The 20755-nt window shown below is 48.0% G+C and carries 24 protein-coding genes and 1 pseudogene; 19 read left to right on the top strand and 6 right to left on the bottom strand.

Going from position 1 to position 20755, the window contains the following annotated elements; all coding sequences use genetic code 11:
- Window positions 1–3: 3 nt before the first annotated feature.
- Window positions 4–713: pseudogene (locus NYE62_RS17325) on the bottom strand (zinc ribbon domain-containing protein).
- Window positions 714–1151: 438 nt separating this feature from the next.
- On the opposite strand from NYE62_RS17325, the gene NYE62_RS17320 reads away from it, so the two are divergent.
- A complete protein-coding gene (locus tag NYE62_RS17320; protein WP_015418237.1) occupies window positions 1152–1784 on the top strand; it encodes an NAAT family transporter in 633 nt (210 codons plus the stop codon).
- A 20-nt stretch (window positions 1785–1804) separates the two neighbouring features.
- On the opposite strand, the gene NYE62_RS17315 is transcribed toward NYE62_RS17320, so the two are convergent.
- Window positions 1805–2362, bottom strand: a complete 558-nt coding sequence (locus NYE62_RS17315; RefSeq protein ID WP_014418904.1) for a GbsR/MarR family transcriptional regulator — start codon at window positions 2360–2362, stop codon at window positions 1805–1807.
- A gap of 260 nt (window positions 2363–2622) precedes the next feature.
- Between NYE62_RS17315 and opuCA the strand changes: the two genes are divergently transcribed.
- The 4 genes from opuCA to opuCD are packed head-to-tail and all read left to right on the top strand — an operon-like array spanning window position 2623 to window position 6058.
- On the top strand, window positions 2623–3762 hold the full coding sequence (opuCA, locus tag NYE62_RS17310) for an osmoprotectant ABC transporter ATP-binding protein OpuCA (RefSeq protein WP_003151651.1): 1140 nt from the start codon (window positions 2623–2625) through the stop codon (window positions 3760–3762).
- A gap of 19 nt (window positions 3763–3781) precedes the next feature.
- Window positions 3782–4435 carry an ABC transporter permease gene (locus NYE62_RS17305; protein WP_003151654.1) on the top strand — a complete coding sequence of 218 codons (654 nt, stop codon included), beginning with the start codon at window positions 3782–3784 and terminating at the stop codon, window positions 4433–4435.
- A gap of 37 nt (window positions 4436–4472) precedes the next feature.
- Window positions 4473–5366, top strand: coding sequence for an osmoprotectant ABC transporter substrate-binding lipoprotein OpuCC (opuCC, locus tag NYE62_RS17300; protein ID WP_088005516.1), 894 nt, complete (start codon window positions 4473–4475; stop codon window positions 5364–5366).
- Between the two features lie 17 nt (window positions 5367–5383).
- Complete coding sequence (gene opuCD / locus NYE62_RS17295; protein WP_003151658.1) at window positions 5384–6058, top strand: glycine betaine/carnitine/choline/choline sulfate ABC transporter permease OpuCD; 675 nt, start codon at window positions 5384–5386, stop codon at window positions 6056–6058.
- 33 nt (window positions 6059–6091) lie between these two features.
- Here the strand turns inward: opuCD and NYE62_RS17290 are convergent, their stop codons facing one another.
- Window positions 6092–6625, bottom strand: a complete 534-nt coding sequence (locus NYE62_RS17290) for a GbsR/MarR family transcriptional regulator (RefSeq protein ID WP_003151660.1) — start codon at window positions 6623–6625, stop codon at window positions 6092–6094.
- Between the two features lie 285 nt (window positions 6626–6910).
- On the opposite strand from NYE62_RS17290, the gene NYE62_RS17285 reads away from it, so the two are divergent.
- The 9 genes from NYE62_RS17285 to NYE62_RS17245 all read left to right on the top strand — a co-directional run bounded on the left by NYE62_RS17285 (window position 6911) and on the right by NYE62_RS17245 (window position 14755).
- A complete protein-coding gene (locus NYE62_RS17285; protein WP_038459874.1) occupies window positions 6911–8056 on the top strand; it encodes a betaine/proline/choline family ABC transporter ATP-binding protein in 1146 nt (381 codons plus the stop codon).
- A gap of 16 nt (window positions 8057–8072) precedes the next feature.
- On the top strand, window positions 8073–8726 hold the full coding sequence (locus NYE62_RS17280; RefSeq protein WP_061047073.1) for an ABC transporter permease: 654 nt from the start codon (window positions 8073–8075) through the stop codon (window positions 8724–8726).
- 62 nt (window positions 8727–8788) lie between these two features.
- Complete coding sequence (locus NYE62_RS17275) at window positions 8789–9658, top strand: osmoprotectant ABC transporter substrate-binding protein (protein ID WP_223252814.1); 870 nt, start codon at window positions 8789–8791, stop codon at window positions 9656–9658.
- 18 nt (window positions 9659–9676) lie between these two features.
- Complete coding sequence (locus NYE62_RS17270; protein WP_015240601.1) at window positions 9677–10354, top strand: ABC transporter permease; 678 nt, start codon at window positions 9677–9679, stop codon at window positions 10352–10354.
- Between the two features lie 111 nt (window positions 10355–10465).
- Window positions 10466–11179: a lantibiotic protection ABC transporter ATP-binding protein gene (locus NYE62_RS17265; RefSeq protein WP_007409980.1), complete on the top strand. Its 714-nt coding sequence runs from the start codon at window positions 10466–10468 to the stop codon at window positions 11177–11179.
- Entirely contained in the window at window positions 11176–11910 is a 735-nt protein-coding gene (locus tag NYE62_RS17260; protein ID WP_326150655.1) for a lantibiotic immunity ABC transporter MutE/EpiE family permease subunit, read from the top strand. Before NYE62_RS17265 ends, NYE62_RS17260 begins: the two co-directional genes overlap by 4 nt.
- On the top strand, window positions 11907–12677 hold the full coding sequence (locus tag NYE62_RS17255) for a lantibiotic immunity ABC transporter MutG family permease subunit (RefSeq protein ID WP_342497081.1): 771 nt from the start codon (window positions 11907–11909) through the stop codon (window positions 12675–12677). Before NYE62_RS17260 ends, NYE62_RS17255 begins: the two co-directional genes overlap by 4 nt.
- Before the next feature lie 21 nt (window positions 12678–12698).
- A complete protein-coding gene (locus tag NYE62_RS17250; protein WP_007613820.1) occupies window positions 12699–13361 on the top strand; it encodes a response regulator transcription factor in 663 nt (220 codons plus the stop codon).
- Window positions 13352–14755, top strand: coding sequence for a HAMP domain-containing sensor histidine kinase (locus NYE62_RS17245; RefSeq protein WP_342497080.1), 1404 nt, complete (start codon window positions 13352–13354; stop codon window positions 14753–14755). Before NYE62_RS17250 ends, NYE62_RS17245 begins: the two co-directional genes overlap by 10 nt.
- Before the next feature lie 84 nt (window positions 14756–14839).
- Here NYE62_RS17245 and NYE62_RS17240 read toward each other — a convergent pair whose 3' ends face one another.
- From NYE62_RS17240 to NYE62_RS17230, 3 genes are all read right to left on the bottom strand, one after another.
- A complete protein-coding gene (locus NYE62_RS17240; protein ID WP_003151672.1) occupies window positions 14840–15157 on the bottom strand; it encodes a winged helix-turn-helix transcriptional regulator in 318 nt (105 codons plus the stop codon).
- Between the two features lie 81 nt (window positions 15158–15238).
- Window positions 15239–15670: a helix-turn-helix transcriptional regulator gene (locus NYE62_RS17235; protein ID WP_003151674.1), complete on the bottom strand. Its 432-nt coding sequence runs from the start codon at window positions 15668–15670 to the stop codon at window positions 15239–15241.
- Between the two features lie 24 nt (window positions 15671–15694).
- Window positions 15695–16105: a helix-turn-helix transcriptional regulator gene (locus tag NYE62_RS17230; RefSeq protein ID WP_039253821.1), complete on the bottom strand. Its 411-nt coding sequence runs from the start codon at window positions 16103–16105 to the stop codon at window positions 15695–15697.
- A 195-nt stretch (window positions 16106–16300) separates the two neighbouring features.
- Between NYE62_RS17230 and NYE62_RS17225 the strand changes: the two genes are divergently transcribed.
- The 5 genes from NYE62_RS17225 to smpB all read left to right on the top strand — a co-directional run bounded on the left by NYE62_RS17225 (window position 16301) and on the right by smpB (window position 20661).
- Window positions 16301–16486, top strand: coding sequence for a helix-turn-helix transcriptional regulator (locus tag NYE62_RS17225; protein ID WP_087920807.1), 186 nt, complete (start codon window positions 16301–16303; stop codon window positions 16484–16486).
- A 123-nt stretch (window positions 16487–16609) separates the two neighbouring features.
- A complete protein-coding gene (gene secG / locus NYE62_RS17220; protein ID WP_003151681.1) occupies window positions 16610–16840 on the top strand; it encodes a preprotein translocase subunit SecG in 231 nt (76 codons plus the stop codon).
- 118 nt (window positions 16841–16958) lie between these two features.
- Window positions 16959–17699 carry a carboxylesterase gene (locus NYE62_RS17215; RefSeq protein WP_007409986.1) on the top strand — a complete coding sequence of 247 codons (741 nt, stop codon included), beginning with the start codon at window positions 16959–16961 and terminating at the stop codon, window positions 17697–17699.
- Between the two features lie 18 nt (window positions 17700–17717).
- Window positions 17718–20051, top strand: coding sequence for a ribonuclease R (gene rnr, locus NYE62_RS17210; RefSeq protein ID WP_007409987.1), 2334 nt, complete (start codon window positions 17718–17720; stop codon window positions 20049–20051).
- Window positions 20052–20190: 139 nt separating this feature from the next.
- Complete coding sequence (gene smpB, locus NYE62_RS17205) at window positions 20191–20661, top strand: SsrA-binding protein (RefSeq protein WP_003151688.1); 471 nt, start codon at window positions 20191–20193, stop codon at window positions 20659–20661.
- Window positions 20662–20755 lie beyond the last annotated feature (94 nt).

Below are 20755 nucleotides of genomic sequence, written 5' to 3'. Positions count from 1 at the left end.
TTTTTAAAAGAAGAAATAATTCATGAGTTCTTTTATATAATGCTTGATCGTGAATTGAAATGTTACGCAAATGATCAAATAGATGACGATAACAGAATAAATGATATCCGCCTTAGTAGTGAGTGATGCTGATAGCTCGCCAGCATGAGCGGAGGCACGGCAAACGCCGCTCCTAAAAGACCGACAGCCAGAATGGTGAAGCAAACGGTTGTATGAAGCAGCATAAAAATAAGTGCAAGAAGCAAAATAGCTGTAAACGGAATCAAAAATGCCCCGAATCTGGACAGCGAATCTTTAAATGACACCTGGGCGCCGCCGGCCTTCAAAGCGATAAAAATCAAGAGATACAGGCAAAAAACGCATAATGCAAAGGTAAGCGCCGGTTTGATCACAACCGCGGTAAAACTGACGTCACGAAAGCCGTCTGATAAGAGAATATAAAACATAACCGGCGTCACCAGGCAGAAAAGCACCATGTTGATGATGCTGCTGACAAGCTGTTCGCCGCCTGTCGTTTTACATGTTTGATACGGTCGCTTTAACACATCAAGCACGAATAAGGCAAATTGCTTTGAAGCCTGCTTAGCCGCGGCGCCGGCCTGAGCGGCCTGGCCCTGCGTTTGGCCTGCGCCTCCCTGCCCGGGCTGGGGCGCCCCGCACTTTTCACAAAACTTCCCGCCATCAGTATGATGGCCGCATTGAGAACAATACATTCTAAAACTCCTTTTACAAGTAATATAGGGATTTTGTTCAATATTTACATTATAAAAGAAAATAGGGCGGATGTAACGGAGTTTTCTAAAGATATACAAATCACCTTCTCTATGAATTGATAATAGAGAAAAAGTACCCTTTATGGTAGAATTTTATTGGAGCTGATAGATATCATGTCTCTCGGCGCATTGATTCAGAGTGAAAAAGGAAATTAACGCATGCTAAAAAAATTGAAAATGCTTTATCGGCTGTTGAAATTCGGAAAAGGCTTATGGAGATAGCAAACAGAAAAAACCGTCCTTACAAGGACGGTTTTTTTCTGTTTCCGGATCGTCCGGCTGAGGTTATAAAAAGCAGACCCTGGGGTAAAAACCATGCATAAGAAACAGCGGAGAACAAAACATAACTCAATAACGGCAAGTCATAAGGAGGTACGCATGTTTTCATTCATCATTCATGTCTTCATTTCACTGTTTGCAGTCTCCAATCCCATCGGAAACGTGCCGATTTTTCTTTCACTGACGGAAGGGTACCCGGAGAAAGAACGGACAGCGATCGCGCGCAAGGCTTCCGTGCTGTCGTTTATCATCTTGGCGGCTTTTTTAATCTTCGGCCATCTGATCTTTAAACTGTTTGACATTAACATTCATGCCTTACGTATCGCGGGCGGCATTTTTATTTTCGGCATCGCTTATAATCTTCTGAACGCGAAGAAATCTCATGTGCAGTCTCTCCATCATGAAGAGAAAGGGGAGAGCAAGGAGAAAGCTGATATATCTGTGACGCCTTTGTCGATTCCGATTATCGCCGGACCCGGTACGATCGCGACGGTGATGAGTCTGTCGGCCGGCCATGGCGGCATCTTCCATTACATCAGCGTGCTTATCGGCATTGCGGCCGTCATCGCGATGACGTTCATCTTCTTTCACTATTCATCTTTCATCAGCAATAAGCTCGGGAAAACCGAAATGAACGTCATTACCCGGCTGATGGGGCTGATTTTGGCGGTGGTGGCGATCGGCATGATCGGCGCCGGTCTGAAAGGCATGTTCCCGATATTGGTTTCCTGACTTAAAAAAGCAGCGCCCGGTTATCTTCGGGTGCTGCTTTTTTCTATTTTCGGCACATGCTGAAACACTTCTTCACTCTCAAAAAATTCTATCAAACGGCTCAGCCAGTCATAATAATGGAGCCAATCCGTCAGTTCATCCAAAAGCTGACGGGCTTTTTCTTCAATATCGGGACTGAGATTTTCCGATTCCAGAAGCTCAGTCAGCTCGCGGTTCAGCTTTTTATAGAGCATTTTGTTTTTGCTGACCGCCTTTGTCCAATTTGCCGTAAACAGGGAGATAAACGTCTGGTAATAATCACGCTCAACGTCGTAAAGGTCTTTCCGAACGCCTTTTTCAAACACTTTTTCAGCCAGATTGGCATCGGTCATTTCGCGGACCACCTGGCTCATCCTCGTTTTGCTCATCCCGGTCGCCTCTGACAGCTCATTTAACGTCATCGGCTTGCGGTTCATATAAATAATACCGAGCACACGTCCCAGTGTGGCCGGCATTCCGAATGTATGCATATTCTCGGCGATTCTCTCAATGAGATGCTCTTCAGCATGCCCGATGATATCAAGAGCGTTTTTTTCCACGGCTGATCATCCCTTCACTGGCTTTTCATGCTGACAATATATCATATTTTTTACAGTTGATGAAAAAGATGATGCGGCAGGATATGCGAGCTATCGGGAGCGATTGTAAGAACATCCGCATTGTCAGCGGGATAACATGAAAAAATACGTATATTGTATATAATTTCAACACATTGTAAACTTTTTATTTTACAAATTTCATCTTATAATAAAGATTATACTTTTCAGAAAAATAACGGAACCCTTCGGAGGTGCACGGATTGCTGAGATTAGAAAATGTATCAAAAGTCTATAAAGGCGGAAAAAAAGCTGTCAACAGCATTGATTTAAATATCGAAAAAGGCGAGTTTATTTGTTTTATCGGGCCGAGCGGCTGCGGAAAAACGACGACGATGAAAATGATTAACAGACTGATTGAGCCGTCATCCGGAAAGATTTTTATCGATGGCGAAAACATTATGGAGCAGGACCCGGTGGAGCTGAGACGGAAAATCGGCTACGTCATTCAGCAGATCGGACTTTTCCCTCATATGACCATTCAGCAGAACATTTCCCTCGTGCCGAAACTGCTGAAATGGCCGGAACAAAAGCGGAAGGAACGGGCTCGGGAGCTTTTGAAGCTCGTCGATATGGGCCCGGAATATTTAGACCGCTATCCTCACGAGCTGAGCGGGGGACAGCAGCAGAGAATCGGCGTGCTGCGCGCCCTTGCAGCGGAACCTCCCCTTATTCTCATGGATGAACCGTTCGGAGCGCTTGACCCGATTACGCGGGATTCCCTTCAAGAAGAATTTAAAAAACTGCAAAGAACATTAAATAAAACGATTGTGTTTGTAACCCACGATATGGATGAAGCTATTAAGCTGGCTGACCGGATCGTCATTTTAAAAGCGGGAGAGATCGTTCAGGCCGGCACTCCTGATGACATCCTCCGGAATCCGGCTAATGAGTTTGTCGAAGAATTTATCGGCAAAGAACGGTTATTGCAATCAAGACCGGATATTGAACGCGTCGAGCAGATGATGAACAAAAAACCTGTCACCGTTACGGCGGACAAAACGCTTTCGCAGGCGATACAGGTGATGCGGGAACACCGTGTCGATTCCCTGCTTGTCGTTGATGACCTGAATGTGCTGCAAGGATATGTTGATGTCGAAATCATTGATCAGAACCGGAAAAAAGCGAGCCTCGTCGGCGACGTGCTCCGCTCTGATCTGTATACAGTCGAGCAGGGGACACTGCTGCGCGATACCGTACGCAAAATTTTAAAGCGCGGAATGAAATATGTACCCGTCGTTGATGAACAAAGGCATTTAGTCGGAATTGTCACGAGAGCGAGCCTTGTCGACATCGTTTACGATTCAATCTGGGGCGAGGAAGACCAGCTGGTGACAGGCTGACAAGGGAGGAACGCTTACAATGAATGAAATGATCAAGTTTTTGCAGACGAACGGCGGAGAACTTTTATATAAAACGTGGGAGCATTTATACATTTCGATTATCGCCGTCATATTAGGCATTGTCGTCGCCGTTCCGCTCGGAGTGGCGCTGACGAGAATGAAAAAGGGCGCAGGCGCCGTCATCGGCGCCGTCAACATTGTGCAGACCTTGCCGAGTCTCGCGATACTGGCGTTTTTTATCCCGCTGTTAGGCGTGGGAAAGGTGCCCGCGATCGTCGCGCTGTTTTTCTATTCGGTGCTGCCGATTCTCCGGAACACGTATACCGGCATTCAAGGCGTAAACAAAAATCTGCTGGAATCGGGAAAAGGCATCGGCATGACGGTCTGGGAGCAGATCAGGCTTGTGGAACTGCCGCTTGCGGTTCCGGTGATCATGGCGGGCATCCGCACATCCACCATTTATCTGATCGGCTGGGCGACGCTTGCTTCCTTTATCGGGGGCGGCGGGCTCGGAGACTATATTTTTATCGGCCTGAACCTCTATCAGCCTGAATATATTATCGGCGGCGCCGTGCCGGTCACCATTTTAGCCATTATCATTGATTATCTGCTGGCGGCGACGGAACGGAAGGTGACGCCGAAAGGGCTGAAAGGGCTGAAGGAAGTATCATAAGGAGTTGGCTGTTGTGAAAAGAAACCAAAAGAGATGGATGTGCGCACTGGCGCTGTCAGCTGCTCTGCTTCTAGGCGGCTGTTCCCTTCCCGGCCTGAGCGGGGCTTCCGATGATACGATTAAAATCGGGGCGCAAAGCATGACGGAATCAGAAATTATCGCCAATATGCTCGCACAGATGATTGAACACAATACAGACTTGAATACGGCATTAATTAAAAACCTCGGATCGAACTATGTCCAGCAGCAGGCGATGCTCGGCGGTGAAATCGATATCGCCGCGACGCGCTACTCGGGAACGGATTTAACGAGCACTCTCGGCATGGAAGCGGAAAAAGACCCGAAAAAAGCATTATCCATCGTACAGAAAGAATTTGAGAAACGCTTCCATTACAAATGGTTTGATTCTTACGGATTTGAGAACACATACGCTTTTACCGTCACGAAAGAGCTTGCGGAAAAAGACCATTTAGACAAAGTGTCCGATATTAAGAAGCATGCGGATCAATTTAAGCTCGGTGTAGACAATGCGTGGCTGAAAAGAAAAGGCGACGGCTATAAAGGCTTTACCGACACGTACGGCTTTGAATTCGGCACAACCTATCCGATGCAGATCGGACTTGTATACGATGCCGTGAAAAACGGGAAAATGGACGCCGTCCTCGCCTATTCAACGGACGGACGGATCAAGGCGTATGATCTGAAAATTTTAAAAGACGACAAGCAGTTTTTCCCGCCGTATGACTGTTCGCCGGTCATTCCCGACAGCGTGCTGAAGCAGCATCCTGAACTGAAGGGCATTGTGAATAAACTGATCGGCAAAATCGATACGGAAACGATGCAGGAATTGAATTACGAGGTGGACGGCAAGCTGAAAGAACCGTCCGTCGTCGCTAAAGAATTTTTGGAGAAACATCATTATTTTGAATAAGAAATGAGGTGGGGCAAATGGAAGTGCTGCAGCAGCTCGGCACTTATTATTCTCAAAACGGCGCCTATGTGCTTCAGGAGTTTTACCGCCATTTTCTCATGTCGGTATACGGCGTTTTATTTGCGGCGATCGTGGGGGTTCCGCTCGGCATCTTCATTGCCAGGTACAGAACATTAAGCGGCTGGGTATTCGCGGTGACAAACGTGATTCAGACCGTGCCGGCGCTTGCGATGCTTGCGGTGCTGATGCTCGTCATGGGGCTCGGCGCCAATACGGTGATATTGTCGCTGTTTTTATATTCGCTTCTTCCGATCATCCGGAATACGTACACGGGAATCGCCAGCATTGAACACGCTTATCTTGAATCGGGAAAAGCGATGGGCATGACCAAATTTCAGGTGCTCCGCATGGTGGAGCTGCCGCTTGCGCTTTCCGTCATCATGGCGGGGCTGCGGACGGCGCTCGTCATCGCGATCGGCATTACGGCAATCGGTACGTTTGTCGGCGCGGGCGGACTCGGTGACATTATTGTCAGGGGCTCAAACGCCACGAACGGAACCGCGATTATTTTGGCCGGCGCCATTCCGACAGCGCTGATGGCCGTTATCGCAGATCTTGTGATGGCATGGCTGGAGCGGGCGCTGAGTCCGGTGAGAAAGAAAAAACGAACCAAAGCGCCGAATGCGGCATGAAAAAAACGCCTTGCGGGTCAGGGCGTTTTTTTCTTATGGCTTCGGAACATGCTTGAAAATTTCTTCGCTTTCAAAAAACTCGATCAGACGGCTGATCCAGTTGTAGTAATCAAGCCAATCCTTTAATTCTTTCAGCAGTTCGTTGATTTTTTCCTCAGCTTCTTCCGGCACGCCGTTTTCAAGGACGGCTGTCAGTTCGCGGTTCAGCTTTTTATGCATCATTTTATTTTTGCTGACGACCTTGCTCCATGTGGCCGTAAACAGCGTAATAAAGGTTTGGTAATAATCCTGCTCGACGTCGTATAAATCTTTGCGGACGCCTTTTTCAAACACTTTTTCCGCCAGATTGACGTCAAGCATTTCACGGACCGCCTGACTCATTCTCGTCTTGCTCATGCCGGTCGCTTCTGATAATTCAGTTAAGGTCATCGGCTTGCGGTTCATATAAATAATGCCTAAAATGCGCCCCACCGTCGCGGGCATTCCGAATGTATGCATATTTTCAGCGATTCGTTCTATCAAATGATCTTCAGCTTGTTCGATTACGTGTAACGGATCTTTCTCCAACAGTTTCAATCCTTTCAGTCAGCAATTCCGATGTCAATATACCACATTTTTAAACCGGCGGAAATGCTCTTCCGAGAGAATTTGGCAGTAATCCGGAGCAATAAGAAGAACTTTGCCGGTCAATACGGGTTAATCAATGCTTACACAACCTTTATATATAATATGGACAAATTGTAAACTTTTTAATTTACAAAGTTTAATTTATAATGGAAAACGTTCAATTGTCTGAAAAGTTAAATTTGAATTTAACGAATTGAATAAATTTAATCATGGAGGTGTGAGTGTTTGCTGACATTAGAAAATGTCTCGAAAATGTATAAAGGCGGGAAAAAAGCCGTCAACAGCATCAACCTGAATATCGCCAAAGGCGAATTTATTTGTTTTATCGGGCCGAGCGGCTGCGGCAAAACGACGACGATGAAAATGATCAACCGCTTAATTGAACCGACAGAAGGCAGAATCCTGATAGAGGGCCGAAACATTATGGAACAAGACCCGGTGGAACTCAGAAGAAGCATCGGCTATGTCATCCAGCAGATCGGGCTGTTTCCGCATATGACCATTCAGCAGAACATTACGCTCGTTCCGAAGCTTTTAAAGCATCCTGCCGAAAAACGGAAGGAACGGGCGCGGGAGCTTTTAAAGCTCGTTGATATGGGGCCTGAATATTTAGACCGTTACCCTCATGAACTGAGCGGAGGACAGCAGCAGCGAATAGGTGTATTACGGGCACTTGCCGCAGAGCCGCCGCTCATCTTAATGGATGAACCGTTCGGGGCGCTTGACCCGATTACGAGAGATTCCCTTCAGGAAGAATTTAAAAAACTGCAAAAAACCTTACATAAAACCATCGTATTTGTTACCCATGATATGGACGAAGCCATCAAGCTTGCGGACAGAATCGTCATTCTGAAAGCGGGAGAAATCGTCCAGGCCGGAACGCCTGATGAGATTCTCAGATTTCCGGCGAATGAATTTGTTGAGGAGTTTATCGGCAAGGAACGGCTGATCCAATCATCCAGCCCTGATATTGAACGGGTGGAGCAGATCATGAATCCCGATCCCGTGACGGTAACACCTGAGAAAACACTGTCAGCCGCCATTCAGCTGATGCGTGCCGAGCGGGTGGATTCGCTGCTCGTCATTGATGAAAAGAACGTTCTCCAAGGTTATGTCGATGTGGAGATGATTGACCGCAAACGAAGACAAGCGGTAACCGTCGCGGAAGTGCTTGAGCGGGATCTGTACACGGTCAGAAGCGGCACTCTGCTTCGCGACGCCGTCCATAAAATTTTAAAAAGAGGCATGAAATTTGTGCCGGTCATTGATGAAGCCGGCCGGCTAACGGGAATCGTGACAAGGGCAAGCCTCGTTGACATCGTCTATGACTCCATCTGGGGAGAAGAGAATCAGCTCGCGGTGATGTCATGAGGAGGCTTCAATTGATATGAATCAGACCGTGCAATTTTTACAGGCAAATGGAGGAGAGATGCTTTATAAAACATGGGAGCATCTGTACATCTCATTAATCGCCGTCATGGCGGGCATTCTCGCCGCCGTTCCGCTCGGCGTCGTGCTGACGAGGATGAAAAGAGGAGCCGGCGCCGTCATCGGCATCGTCAACATCATTCAAACCTTGCCGAGCCTTGCCATTCTTGCGTTTTTTATTCCGCTTTTAGGCGTAGGAAAGGTCCCGGCCGTTGCGGCGCTGTTTTTCTATTCCATGCTGCCGATTCTCAGAAACACGTATACGGGGATTCTCGGCGTCAATCGGCATCTTCTGGAATCGGGAAAAGGAATCGGCATGACGGCATGGGAGCAGATCAGGCTTGTAGAGCTCCCGCTTGCCGCTCCGGTCATCATGGCGGGCATCAGGACGTCTTCGATTTATTTAATCGGCTGGGCGACGCTCGCCTCCTTTATCGGCGGAGGCGGGCTGGGAGATTACATTTTTATCGGCTTGAACCTTTACCAGCCGGAGTATATTATCGCAGGCGCCGTTCCGGTCACAGTGCTGGCGGCAGCCGTCGATTACATGCTGGGGATGACAGAACGGAAAGTCACGCCTGACGGGCTGAAAAGCATAAAGGACGCTTCATAAGGAGGAGGTCTCTCATGGGGAATAGATGCAAAAAACGGCTGCTCGCAATCGCCTGTATCGGCATGCTGCTCCTTGGCGGATGCTCGCTCCCGGGATTGAGCGCCGCATCGGAGGACACCATTAAAATCGGCGCGCAAAGCATGACCGAATCAGAAATCATCGCGAGCATGCTCGGACAGATGATCGAACATCACAGCGGGTTGAAGACAACGGTTATTAAAAATCTCGGCTCCAATGCCGTACAGCAGCAATCCTTGATAAACGGTGATATTGATATCGCCGCGACGCGCTATACAGGAGACGCGCTGACGGGCACGCTTCGCATGGAGCCGGAAAAAGACCCGGACAAAGCGCTGCGGCTTGTTCAGCGTGAATTTCAAAACAGATATGACATGAAATGGTTTGATTCTTACGGCTTTGATAATACATACGTCTTTACCGTTTCCGGACAGCTTGCCCGCAAGTATCATTTAGAATCGGTATCCGATGTCAAAAAAGAAGCGTCTCATCTGAAATTCGGCGTCGATAACTACTGGATGAAACTGAGAGGCAACGGATATCAGGATTTTATGAACACATACGGAATGTCATTTGAAGGTACGTATCCGATGCAGATCGGCCTTGTTTACGACGCGCTGAAAAGCAGAAAGATGGATATCGCGCTCGCGTATTCCACCGACGGAAGAATCATCGCTTACGGACTGAAAACGCTGAAGGATGATAAGCGGTTCTTTCCTCCGTATGACTGTTCACCCGTCGTTCCGGATCAAGTATTAAAAGAGCATCCCGAACTGGAGGGCGTGATCAATAAAATGATCGGCGCGATTGATACAAAGATGATGCAGAAAATGAATTACGAAGTTGACGGCCGATTAAAAGAGCCGTCCGTCGTGGCCAAGGAATATTTAGAAAAACATCATTACTTTGAATAACGGAAAGGAGATGTGCGGATGGACACGATGAAGGAGCTGTTTACGTATTATGCTCAAAACGGCAGTTATGTTCTGTATGAGTGCTGGCGGCACTTTCTCATGTCGGCGTACGGCGTCGTTTTCGCCGCCGTTCTCGCCATTCCGGCCGGAATTGTGACAGCAAGGCACGGGCGTCTCGCCGGCTGGGTGTTTGCTGTGGCGAACGTGATTCAAACCGTTCCGGCGCTTGCGATGCTCGCCGTCCTGATGCTCGTCATGGGACTCGGCGCCAATACGGTCATCACGGCTTTGTTTTTGTATTCACTGCTGCCGATTCTCAGAAATACGCACACGGGCATTATCAATATCGAGCACGCTTATCTCGAGTCGGGAAAAGCGATGGGCATGACGAAATACCAAATCCTTCGTATGGTGGAGCTGCCGCTTGCGCTTTCCGTCATTATGGCGGGTCTCCGAACGGCGCTCGTCATTGCGATCGGCATCACGGCGATCGGCACCTTCGTCGGGGCGGGCGGCCTCGGCGATATGATTGTCAGAGGGTCGAACGCGACAAACGGAACCGCCATTATTTTGGCGGGCGCCATCCCGACCGCGCTGATGGCGGTAGCCGCAGACCTGCTGATGGCGTGGCTGGAACGAGCCCTCAGCCCGGTGAAAAAACAAAAAAGAAAGCTGATCGTACGCTCAGCCTCATGAAAAAAAGCATTCTTCCGCGTGAAGGATGCTTTTTTTTGATTTCTTGATTAAATTTTGATAACTGCGCTGTAAAGTCTTACTTATCAAATAACAAAGCAGAGGGGTAATCAAATGAGCAACATCATAGAAACGAGACAGCTGCAAAAATCATTCGGCAGACAACAGGCAGTGGCTGATGTGTCTCTATCGGTTAAGCGCAACAGTATATACGGCCTGCTCGGTCCGAACGGCGCCGGAAAATCAACGACTCTTAAAATATTGACCGGAATCTTGCAGCAAACATCCGGCGAGGTTCTGTTCGACGGACATACATGGAAGCGCGAAGATTTGAAAAGCATCGGTTCCCTGATTGAAGCGCCGCCGCTTTACAGCAACTTGACAGCCGCTGAAAATCTGAAAGTCCGCTGCGTGATGCTCGGACTGCCTGATTCAAGAATTGCGGAAGTGCTGGAAATCACGGGATTAACGGGAACCGGAAAAAAGCGCGCCGGACAATTTTCTATGGGAATGAAGCAGCGTCTCGGCATTGCGTTGGCATTATTAAACCGTCCGTCGCTCTTAATTCTTGATGAGCCGACAAACGGATTGGACCCGATGGGAATTCAGGATTTGCGGGAATTTATCCGCTCCCTGCCCGGACAGGGAATGACGGTTATTTTATCTAGCCACCTGTTATCAGAAGTCGAGCAGATCGCAGACCATATCGGAATCATCAGTGACGGCGTTTTAGGATATCAGGGAGAAATCAGCCGGGAAGACGATCTGGAGCGGCTGTTTCTGGAGGTAGTCAAATCAACACGGGAGAAAGCGGGGACAGGAAAATGATTCAGTACATGCAGGCGGAACACCTTACATCTAAAAGAACATTTATCAGAAAGCTGATCATTCTTATCCCGCTTCTGAACACGGCTTTTTCTTTTCTGCTGAATGCCGCCTATTTTATGACGGGCACGTTCAATTGGTGGGCGGTTATTTTCATGCCGCTCATGATTGCTCTAATGTGCGGTTTATCTGTTAAAAAAGAGAAAAAATCAGCGAATGACCGTGCGGTGTACTCACTGCCGGCTGACTTGAAGAGCATATGGTTCTCAAAAATAAGCTTGATCGCGCTGTATTCACTCCTATCGCAAATCGTCTTTTTAGTCATCATGTTTTTGCTCGGCCTTGTGTTTCCGGCAATTGCTGCGGTTCAGCTGAAAGGTATTGAAGCAAGCTCCCTTTTGTGGCTGTCTACGCTTTGGGAAATTCCGTTCTGCTTATGGATTGCCAGACAGTTCGGGTTTACGGCAGTCATTCTCATCAATATGATCGCCGCCTTTGTTTTAGGCATTGTGCCGGCGTCAGGCTCATTGTGGTGGCTGAGTCCATGGAGCTGGTCAGTCCGGCTGATGTCACCGATTCTCGGGATCCATCCGAACGGGATTCCGCTTCCCGCAAACAGCGGCTTATTAAACGGAAACGTGATCATTCCGGCTATTATTCTTTCTATTCTTTCTTTTATCGCAATAAGTTTTGTTTCCGCCGTGTCTTTTTCAAAAGGGGGAAACCGGTCATGACCGTGCTTTTACGATATATGTGGGCCGATGTATTAAAAATGAAGCGCACGCCGCTCATATGGATGCATGCTGCGGCGCCGGTTTTATGCGCGGGATTTTTCCTTTTGTATATGTATGGAAGGGTTCAGGAGCCTTATATGCTGTACAGTGTGTTTTTCAGTGCGATTGCCGTTTTATACCCTTTAATCATCAGTATTGTCTGCGGCATGTCTGCCTCGGTTGAGGAACAGGCGGGCCATTTTCAGATGATGCTGGCGGTTCCGCATTCTAAAATCATCAGTTTTGCGGGCAAGCTGCTTTTGCTGCTGCTGTTGAATGTGTTATCGGCAGGTCTCGCCATCTGTCTTTATTTGGCGGGGATGAAATTTGTTCTTCACATCAATGATCTCCCGTATCTTCTCTTTTTAAAAGGAGGGGCGTGGCTGATTGCCGGCAGTATTCCGCTTTATATGATGTCTTTTTTTGTCGGCATAAAATACGGCATGGGGCCGTCCGGGCTTTTAGGGGGTGCGGGATTATTAATGGCGGCGCTCATGAATACGGGACTTGGCGATATCATCTGGCGTTTTTTCCCGTGGGCATGGAGCGTGCGGCTTTCAGGCCTTGCAGGACTGCTGCATTTTGACAAAGTCAAAAAAGAGTTCCTCCCTTATGTAAGATACGATATGAGATTCGGAGAAATAATGTTATATTTTTCTATAGTGATATTATGTCTGGCCGGCCTCTATTGGTGCAGAAGATGGGAAGGGCGGCGTTCATATGAATAAAGGCAAGGAGCGATTCGGCCGGTGGCAAACATTTTAGCAATTGATGATGAAAAAGATATTCTCGTTCTGATCAGAAACATTTTACAGCGTGATCAGCATACAGTAACGATTCTGGAAAAAGCGGAGGATCAGTCATTGGATTTTTTTCAAGGCTATGATTTGATTCTTCTTGATGTCATGATGCCCGGAACGGACGGGATTGAACTCTGCCGGCGGATTCGGCCGCTGGTGGACAGCCCGATCCTGTTTTTAACGGCAAAGTCTGACGAAGAATCCATTGTGAAAGGCCTCATGACAGGCGCTGATGATTACATCACAAAGCCGTTCGGCGTACAGGAATTGATGGCAAGGGTAAACGCGCATGTCAGAAGGGAACGGCGGGAAAAGCATCAGACGAAACGGCTGATATCTGGCTTCATGTTTGATTTTGACAATAAAGAAGTATGGATTGATGACCGGAAACTTCCTCTTACGAAAAACGAATATAAAATCGTTGAATGTTTGGCACAGCATAAAAACAGAACATTCTCGCGGGAGCAGATTTACGAGGAAGTGTACGGCTTGGACGGCGATGCGCTCTATTCAACCATTACGGAGTTTATCAGAACCATCCGGAAAAAATGTAAAGAACACGGGGCTGATCCGATCAAAACGGTGTGGGGTGTCGGATACAAATGGGAATAGCAAAAGGAAAATCCAGTATCCGCAAAGAGCTTGTCAAATTTACCATCACGCTGTGTCTGAGCACGATGGGGGTGGCGGCATTATGTGTCGCCTTAAATGCCATTGCCATGAATGCCGGAGCGATTCTGCCCGCAAACTACAGCGAGCATGAGGCGGAACAGACCAAACCCCGCCTGAAATCAGCGGAAAAGATAACAGAAGACATGATCCCCGCAGGTATGACATACGCCGTTTTTGATAAAAAAACAAAGCGGATGACAAAAGGAACGATGACGGAACAAGATGCGGCCAACGCCAGAAAAAAGATTCAGCATCAGCCGTATTTTAATTATGCTCAAAAAGGATTCATGGTGATAAATCGGAAAGATGAATATGGCGTTCTCCAATATTCACTTAGGTCGGAATTTCAGTCGCCGCTGTTAAGGCGCTATCTGCCGAATTATGAATGGACGGGTCTTACGATTCTGATCACTTTGCTTCTTTTGACCGTTTTTATCGTGACGACGCGTTTCGCCAATCAGCTGAGACGGCATTTCAGCACACTCAGCTCCATTACGGCAAGCATTCAAAAACAGAATTTAAATATCAATCCAAAAAGGTCGCGCATAAAGGAATTTGACGATGTCATTGACTCTCTGCTGAAAATGAAAGACGCGCTTCAGGCATCTCTGGCGGCGCAATGGGAGGCGGAGCGGATAAAGAAAGAACAAATCGGCGCGCTTGCGCATGATATTAAAATTCCGGCAACGATCATTAAAGGAAATGCCGAGCTGCTTCAGTTAACAGAGCCTGATGAGGAGCAGGCGGAATATGCGCAGTATATTCTGGATGCCGGAAACAAAATCGAGCATTATGTCGGACAGCTGATCCAGCTTTCTAAAGCGGAGGAGGCAGTTGCCGTTCATGTGGAATATACCGACCTCAAAGAGTGGATTCAAAACATATATCGTGACGCGGCGGCGCTTGCGGGGCCGAAACAGATTGATCTCGTCCTCAGCGAACGGGGAATTGACCGAATTGAAGCGCCGATCGATCATGAGCTGCTCCACAGGGCGGTCATGAATATCGCGGCAAATGCCGTCGACTATACGCCGGAAGGAGGGGAAATCCGTGTGGACGTCCTGTGCACCGATTCCGCCCTCCATCTCGCCGTATCCGACAGCGGAAGCGGGTTCTCGCCGGAAGCGCTGAAAAGAGCGACACAGCTTTTTTACACGGAGGATAAAAGCAGACATTCGGCGGGGCATCACGGCATGGGGCTTACATTCGCCCATCATGTCGTACATCTTCACCACGGCGAATTAATACTTGAAAATCAGGAGTCTGGAGGAGCCCGGGCGGAGATTCGAATTCCGCTGGAAGGCGTCAGACAAAAACAAGCCCTGCACGCCTGAGGGCTTGTTCTTCTGTTTAAGAAAAGCAAAAATAAAAACGGCTGTCCGTTTGAGAGATCAGCCGCTTATGCGGAAAAGAGTTTATCAGGAAGGATCAATCCATGTTGAAGACCACTTGGAAATTTCCTCTAAAATAGGGGCTAATGCGCAGCCTTTTTCCGTTAAAGAATACTCAATGCGGACAGGCGTTTCGGGGATAACATCCCGTTTGATGACACCTTCTGTTTCAAGTTCTTTCAGACGTTCTGACAAGACTCTTCCGCTTAAATTCGGAAGCGCCGCTTCAATTTCGCTAAATCGCTGCTGTCCGTTCAATAACTGAAAGACGATTAGAGCCACCCAGCGTTTACTTAGGATGTCGACCGCTTTTTCGAATCTGGGGCACATTTCTGATTGGTTCATGCTTTTTCACCTCGTCTTCTGCTATTATACCGCAAAATCGGAGGGAACGTACGTCTGGCGCTTGTTAAGTTGAGGAGAGGATCAAAAAGAGGATGAGGAATCCGGGGAGCGCTTTTTCGCTTCAGCCGCGATAAAATCAAAGTATTTGCTGACGCTTTCAATATCTTCTTTTGTGAAGTGCTGCCACTTTTTGCTGTCAAACAGCGGCAGATGCTCCGCGCCTCTGTCAACGGCGGTCTGATAGATGGCGCAGATGGATTGATAGCTTTCGGAGGTTTCGCGGATTTCTTCCTGAAATGCCTTGATGTGTCCGGCCCGCGCCATTAACTCCTCGTACGGAATCTTTAATGTGTCCGCCAATTTTCGGATGGTCGCGGGTTTAGGAATGCCGCGGTGCCCGTTTTCAATTCTGGAAATGGTCGCCGAGCTGACGCCGGAATAGACGGCAAGCTGATTGACGGTAAGCTTCCGGGCGCGGCGCAGCTCTCTTAATTGCTTTCCGAATGTGTTCAATAAGATCGCCTCACATGTGCAAAGTCATGAGTCTTCATTTGTTCTTTTTTTGGCTTCAGCCGATAAGAACGCAAAGTATTTATCAAGCAGAACCAAGTCTTCTTTCGACAGGTGCCGCCAGTTCTCCCGCTCCAACAGGGATAAATCATGCAGCTCAAACGTTTCGGCTTTTTCCAGCAAGGTGCAGCCCGTGTCGTACGGGGCTCTCGTTTCCTGAACGGTCTCTATGTATCCCGCCGTCTGCATCAGTTCCTCATACGGGATTTTTAACGCATCTGCGAGCTTTTTAATGGTTGCAGGTTTCGGCACCCCGCGTTTGCCGTTTTCAATCCGCGAGATTCCCGCGGCGCTGACGCCTGAATACGTTGCCAGCTGATTCACTGTCAGATGCCTTTTTTCCCGCAATGTCCGCAATTGTTTCCCGAAGCTTTCCACAGTCTCTCCCCCTCCCGCGGTCTATTTATATTCTAGTATGTTTATTGACTAAAGGGAATAGCCGGGCTGGAAAAGTGTTGACAAAAGTTAACAAAAGCCGTATCTTATGTATAAGAAAGAAAGTATTTGACAGAACGGAAGGTGAAGAAAGTGGTCGAAAAGATACAGATCAGAAGAGATTATGTGCTGCAGTATATGGTCAATAATGACTACTCGTTAAACCAGCTCGCCCTGGAGATCGGAATATCCCCCGCCACACTGAGCCGTGTACTGAATGGAGAGCGGAGGCCGGGCCAGCTGGTCATCGGAAAAATGCTCTATTACTTTGACATGAAATTTGAAGATCTTTTTTACTACGACTTTGTTGACAAAAGTCAATGATGATGGAAGATTCAAACGCATTTCCGTTTTTCTGACATGATGTGCACCGATACGGCGTGACATGCCTTTGTTTTTCATGTAAAATAGAAGCAATGTAGGCCAGTCAGTCTGGAGGTGTATGGGATGCACACATTATTGATTACCTTATTGGTCATCGTCAGTATTGCACTTATTATTGTCGTATTGCTTCAAACCAGCAAAAGCGCCGGTTTATCGGGTGCAATTTCAGGCGGGGCGGAGCAGCTTTTCGGAAAACAGAAAGCAAGGGGCCTTGATCTGATTCTTCACCGCACAACCGTTGTGCTGGCAGTCTTGTTTTTCGTGTTGACGATTTCGCTGGCGTATATCGTATAAGGCAATGTTTGTATAAGGTCTGATTTAATATCAGGCCTTTTTCTTGTTGAGAGACGGCGTTTGTTTCTCGCAAAACTGTGGAAAACTAAATTGAATGTGCAAAAAAGGGGTTATGAGCATGAAAATTGTGACACCAAAACCATTTACATTTAAAGGCGGAGACAAAGCGGTGCTTCTGCTGCACGGATTTACGGGAAATACGGCAGACGTCAGAATGCTCGGCCGCTACTTGAATGAGCGCGGCTACACTTGTCACGCGCCTCAATATAAAGGGCACGGCGTTCCGCCGGAAGAACTGGTACATACGGGGCCTGAAGATTGGTGGAAAGACGTCATGGACGGTTATGAGTATTTACGGTCTGAAGGCTATGAAAACATTGCGGCCTGCGGACTGTCGCTTGGCGGGGTTTTTTCATTGAAATTGGGTTACACTGTACCCATAAAGGGAATTGTTCCTATGTGTGCGCCGATGCACATTAAAAGTGAAGAGGTTATGTACGAAGGAGTTCTTTCCTACGCGCGCAATTATAAAAAATTCGAAGGAAAACAGCCGGAGCAGATTGAAAAGGAAATGAAGGAGTTTGAAAAAACACCGATGAATACGCTCAAATCGCTTCAGGAGCTGATTGCCGATGTGCGCAAAAACGTCGACATGATCTATTCCCCGACATTTGTGGTTCAGGCACGGCATGACCATATGATTAATACAGAAAGTGCGAACATCATTTACAACGAGGTGGAAACGGACGACAAACAGCTGAAATGGTATGAAGAATCAGGCCATGTCATTACGCTCGATAAAGAACGGGACCTCGTTCATCAGGATGTGTACGAATTTTTAGAGAAACTCGATTGGTAACAAACAGGAGGTCGAATAATGGAAAAAGAAGCGTTTATGGACCGTCTTCTCGCGTTTATGAAGGAAGAGGCGTACAAGCCCCTTACCGTTCAGGAACTCGAGGAGATGCTGAACATCACGGAAGCAGATGAATTTAAAGAGCTGGTAAAAGCGCTGGTGGCGCTCGAGGAGACGGGACAGATCGTCCGCACCAGAAGCAACCGCTACGGGCTTCCGGAAAAAATGAATTTAGTAAAAGGAAAAATTTCCGCGCATGCAAAGGGATTCGCGTTTCTATTGCCGGAGGATACCTCTTTAAGCGACGTGTTTATTCCGCCGAATGAGCTGAATACGGCCATGAACGGCGATATCGTCATGGTGCGGCTCAATTCCCAGTCAAGCGGATCGAGACAGGAAGGCACGGTCATCCGCATCTTGGAAAGAAGCATCGACCGCGTCGTGGGCACATACACAGAAACGAAAAGCTTCGGTTTTGTCATCCCGGATGATAAGAAAATCACGAGTGATATTTTTATTCCGAAACATGCCAATAACGGGGCTGCGGAAGGTCATAAAGTCGTCGTCAAACTGACAAGCTACCCTGAAGGCAGAATGAACGCCGAAGGAGAAATCGTTGAAATACTCGGCCATAAAAATGATCCGGGCATCGATATTTTATCCATCATCCATAAGCACGGCCTGCCGGGAGATTTTCCGGCTGAAGCGATGGAGCAGGCAACAAGCACGCCCGATACCATCGATGAAAAAGACATCAAAGACCGCCGTGATCTCCGCGATCAGGTCATTGTCACCATTGACGGCGCGGATGCGAAGGATCTGGATGACGCCGTCACCGTGACAAAGCTTGATAACGGCAGCTACAAGCTCGGCGTCCATATTGCGGACGTCAGCCATTACGTCACGGAGAATTCCCCGATTGACAAAGAAGCGCTGGATAGAGGGACAAGCGTGTACTTGGTTGACCGGGTCATTCCGATGATTCCGCACAGACTGTCTAACGGAATCTGTTCTTTAAATCCGAAGGTCGACCGGCTGACGCTTTCCTGCGAAATGACAATCAACCAGCAGGGCCAGGTGACAGAGCACGAGATCTTCCAAAGCGTCATTAAAACGACGGAAAGAATGACCTATTCAGATGTCAACCAGATCCTCACAGAAGACGACGCCGAGCTGAAAGAAAGATATGAGCCGCTCGTCCCGATGTTTAAAGACATGGAACGTCTGGCGGAAATTCTCCGGGCGAAACGGATGGACCGCGGCGCCGTGGATTTTGATTTCAAAGAGGCGAAAGTGCTCGTCGATGAGGAAGGCGCCGTTAAAGACGTCGTCATCAGAGAGCGCTCAGTAGCGGAAAAGCTGATTGAAGAATTCATGCTTGTCGCAAACGAAACGGTGGCCGAGCACTTCCATTGGATGAACGTGCCGTTTATTTACCGGATTCACGAAGAGCCGAACGCCGAAAAACTGCAAAAGTTCCTGGAGTTCGTCACGACATTCGGTTATATCGTCAAAGGAAAAGCCGGAGACATTCATCCGCGCGCGCTGCAAAGCATTCTTGATGAAGTGCGGGATCGTCCGGAAGAAACGGTGATTTCAACCGTCATGCTCCGTTCCATGAAGCAGGCGAAATACGACCCGCAAAGCCTGGGCCATTTCGGGCTGGCGACTGAATTTTATACGCACTTCACATCGCCGATCCGCCGCTATCCTGACTTAATCGTTCACAGGCTGATCAGAACGTATTTGATCAACGGACAATCGGACGAAGCGACTCAAGAAAAGTGGGCCGAACGCCTTCCGGAAATCGCTGACCATACGTCAACGATGGAACGTCGCGCCGTTGATGCAGAGCGGGAAACGGACGATCTGAAAAAAGCGGAATATATGCTTGATAAAATCGGCGAGGAATTTGACGGCATGATCAGTTCCGTCACGAATTTCGGAATGTTTGTCGAGCTGCCGAATACGATTGAAGGGCTTGTGCACGTCAGCTTTATGACGGATGATTATTACCGTTTTGACGAGCAGCATTTCGCCATGATCGGCGAACGCACGGGCAACGTTTACCGGATCGGAGATGAAATCACGGTCAAAGTCGTCGACGTCAATAAAGATGAGAGAAATATCGACTTTGAGATTGTCGGCATGAAAGGCACCCGCCGTCCGAGAGAAACGACAGGCGACCGCAGAAAACGCGGCAGACCGGCGCGGAAACGCGTGTTAAACAGCAATACCCCGGCTTCACCGCCGAAATCGGAGGAAAAAGGGGAATGGTTTACAAAACCGAAGAAGAAAAAGAAAAAACGCGGTTTCCAAAACGCGCCGAAACAAAAACGCAAAAAGAAGAAGTAAATGCGAAAAGCAAATGGGGCAAAATGCTCTGTTTGCTTTCTTTCGCAAGCCGCATTTTCATTGTCGCGGAACGCTCCATTTGCTAAAATAAAGCGTATCGCACACATGAACGGTTTTTGCGGAGAGAGGAGGAGAAGGCATGCCAAAAGGATCAGGCAAAGTATTATCGCAAAACAAAAAAGCAAACCATGATTACTTTATAGAAGAAACCTATGAAACAGGCATCGTGCTGCAGGGAACAGAGATTAAGTCCATCCGCGCCGGCCGCGTAAACATGAAGGATTCCTTTGCGAAAATCGAGCGCGGCGAAGTGTTCCTCCACAACATGCACATCAGCCCGTACGAGCAGGGAAACCGCTATAACCACGACCCGCTCCGGACGAGAAAGCTTTTGATGCACCGGAAAGAAATCAATAAGCTGATCGGTCTGACGAAAGAGAAAGGCTATTCCCTCGTGCCGCTGAAGCTGTATTTGAAAAACGGCTTTGCCAAAGTGTTAATCGGCCTCGGAAAAGGGAAGAAAACATACGATAAACGCGAAGATTTAAAACGAAAAGACGCCAAAAGAGAAATCGAAAGAGCGTTCAGAGACAGACAAAAAGGCTTCTGATGCCTGAGCCTTGATGTGATAACTGCCGTATGCTATACTGTTCACACATCAGATTCACAGGCTGTTTATTGAAGACATTCCCAATTGAATTTGC

This window comes from Bacillus sp. FSL K6-2861, assembly GCF_038630725.1.
Classification (GTDB): domain Bacteria; phylum Bacillota; class Bacilli; order Bacillales; family Bacillaceae; genus Bacillus; species Bacillus velezensis.
Note: the sequence above shows the minus strand (reverse complement) of the source record. Positions and strands in the feature narration are given on the sequence as shown.

What these genes read in the sequence shown, in the direction of transcription:
- NYE62_RS17320 (WP_015418237.1), top strand. Translation starts at nt 1,152, where the DNA reads ATGTTTTCATTCATCATTCATGTCTTCATTTCACTGTTTGCAGTCTCC.
- NYE62_RS17305 (WP_003151654.1), top strand. Translation starts at nt 3,782, where the DNA reads ATGAATGAAATGATCAAGTTTTTGCAGACGAACGGCGGAGAACTTTTA.
- opuCC (WP_088005516.1), top strand. Translation starts at nt 4,473, where the DNA reads ATGTGCGCACTGGCGCTGTCAGCTGCTCTGCTTCTAGGCGGCTGTTCC.
- opuCD (WP_003151658.1), top strand. Translation starts at nt 5,384, where the DNA reads ATGGAAGTGCTGCAGCAGCTCGGCACTTATTATTCTCAAAACGGCGCC.
- NYE62_RS17280 (WP_061047073.1), top strand. Translation starts at nt 8,073, where the DNA reads ATGAATCAGACCGTGCAATTTTTACAGGCAAATGGAGGAGAGATGCTT.
- NYE62_RS17275 (WP_223252814.1), top strand. Translation starts at nt 8,789, where the DNA reads ATGCTGCTCCTTGGCGGATGCTCGCTCCCGGGATTGAGCGCCGCATCG.
- NYE62_RS17270 (WP_015240601.1), top strand. Translation starts at nt 9,677, where the DNA reads ATGGACACGATGAAGGAGCTGTTTACGTATTATGCTCAAAACGGCAGT.
- NYE62_RS17265 (WP_007409980.1), top strand. Translation starts at nt 10,466, where the DNA reads ATGAGCAACATCATAGAAACGAGACAGCTGCAAAAATCATTCGGCAGA.
- NYE62_RS17260 (WP_326150655.1), top strand. Translation starts at nt 11,176, where the DNA reads ATGATTCAGTACATGCAGGCGGAACACCTTACATCTAAAAGAACATTT.
- NYE62_RS17255 (WP_342497081.1), top strand. Translation starts at nt 11,907, where the DNA reads ATGACCGTGCTTTTACGATATATGTGGGCCGATGTATTAAAAATGAAG.
- NYE62_RS17245 (WP_342497080.1), top strand. Translation starts at nt 13,352, where the DNA reads ATGGGAATAGCAAAAGGAAAATCCAGTATCCGCAAAGAGCTTGTCAAA.
- NYE62_RS17240 (WP_003151672.1), bottom strand. Translation starts at nt 15,157, where the DNA reads ATGAACCAATCAGAAATGTGCCCCAGATTCGAAAAAGCGGTCGACATC.
- NYE62_RS17225 (WP_087920807.1), top strand. Translation starts at nt 16,301, where the DNA reads ATGGTCAATAATGACTACTCGTTAAACCAGCTCGCCCTGGAGATCGGA.
- secG (WP_003151681.1), top strand. Translation starts at nt 16,610, where the DNA reads ATGCACACATTATTGATTACCTTATTGGTCATCGTCAGTATTGCACTT.
- NYE62_RS17215 (WP_007409986.1), top strand. Translation starts at nt 16,959, where the DNA reads ATGAAAATTGTGACACCAAAACCATTTACATTTAAAGGCGGAGACAAA.
- rnr (WP_007409987.1), top strand. Translation starts at nt 17,718, where the DNA reads ATGGAAAAAGAAGCGTTTATGGACCGTCTTCTCGCGTTTATGAAGGAA.
- smpB (WP_003151688.1), top strand. Translation starts at nt 20,191, where the DNA reads ATGCCAAAAGGATCAGGCAAAGTATTATCGCAAAACAAAAAAGCAAAC.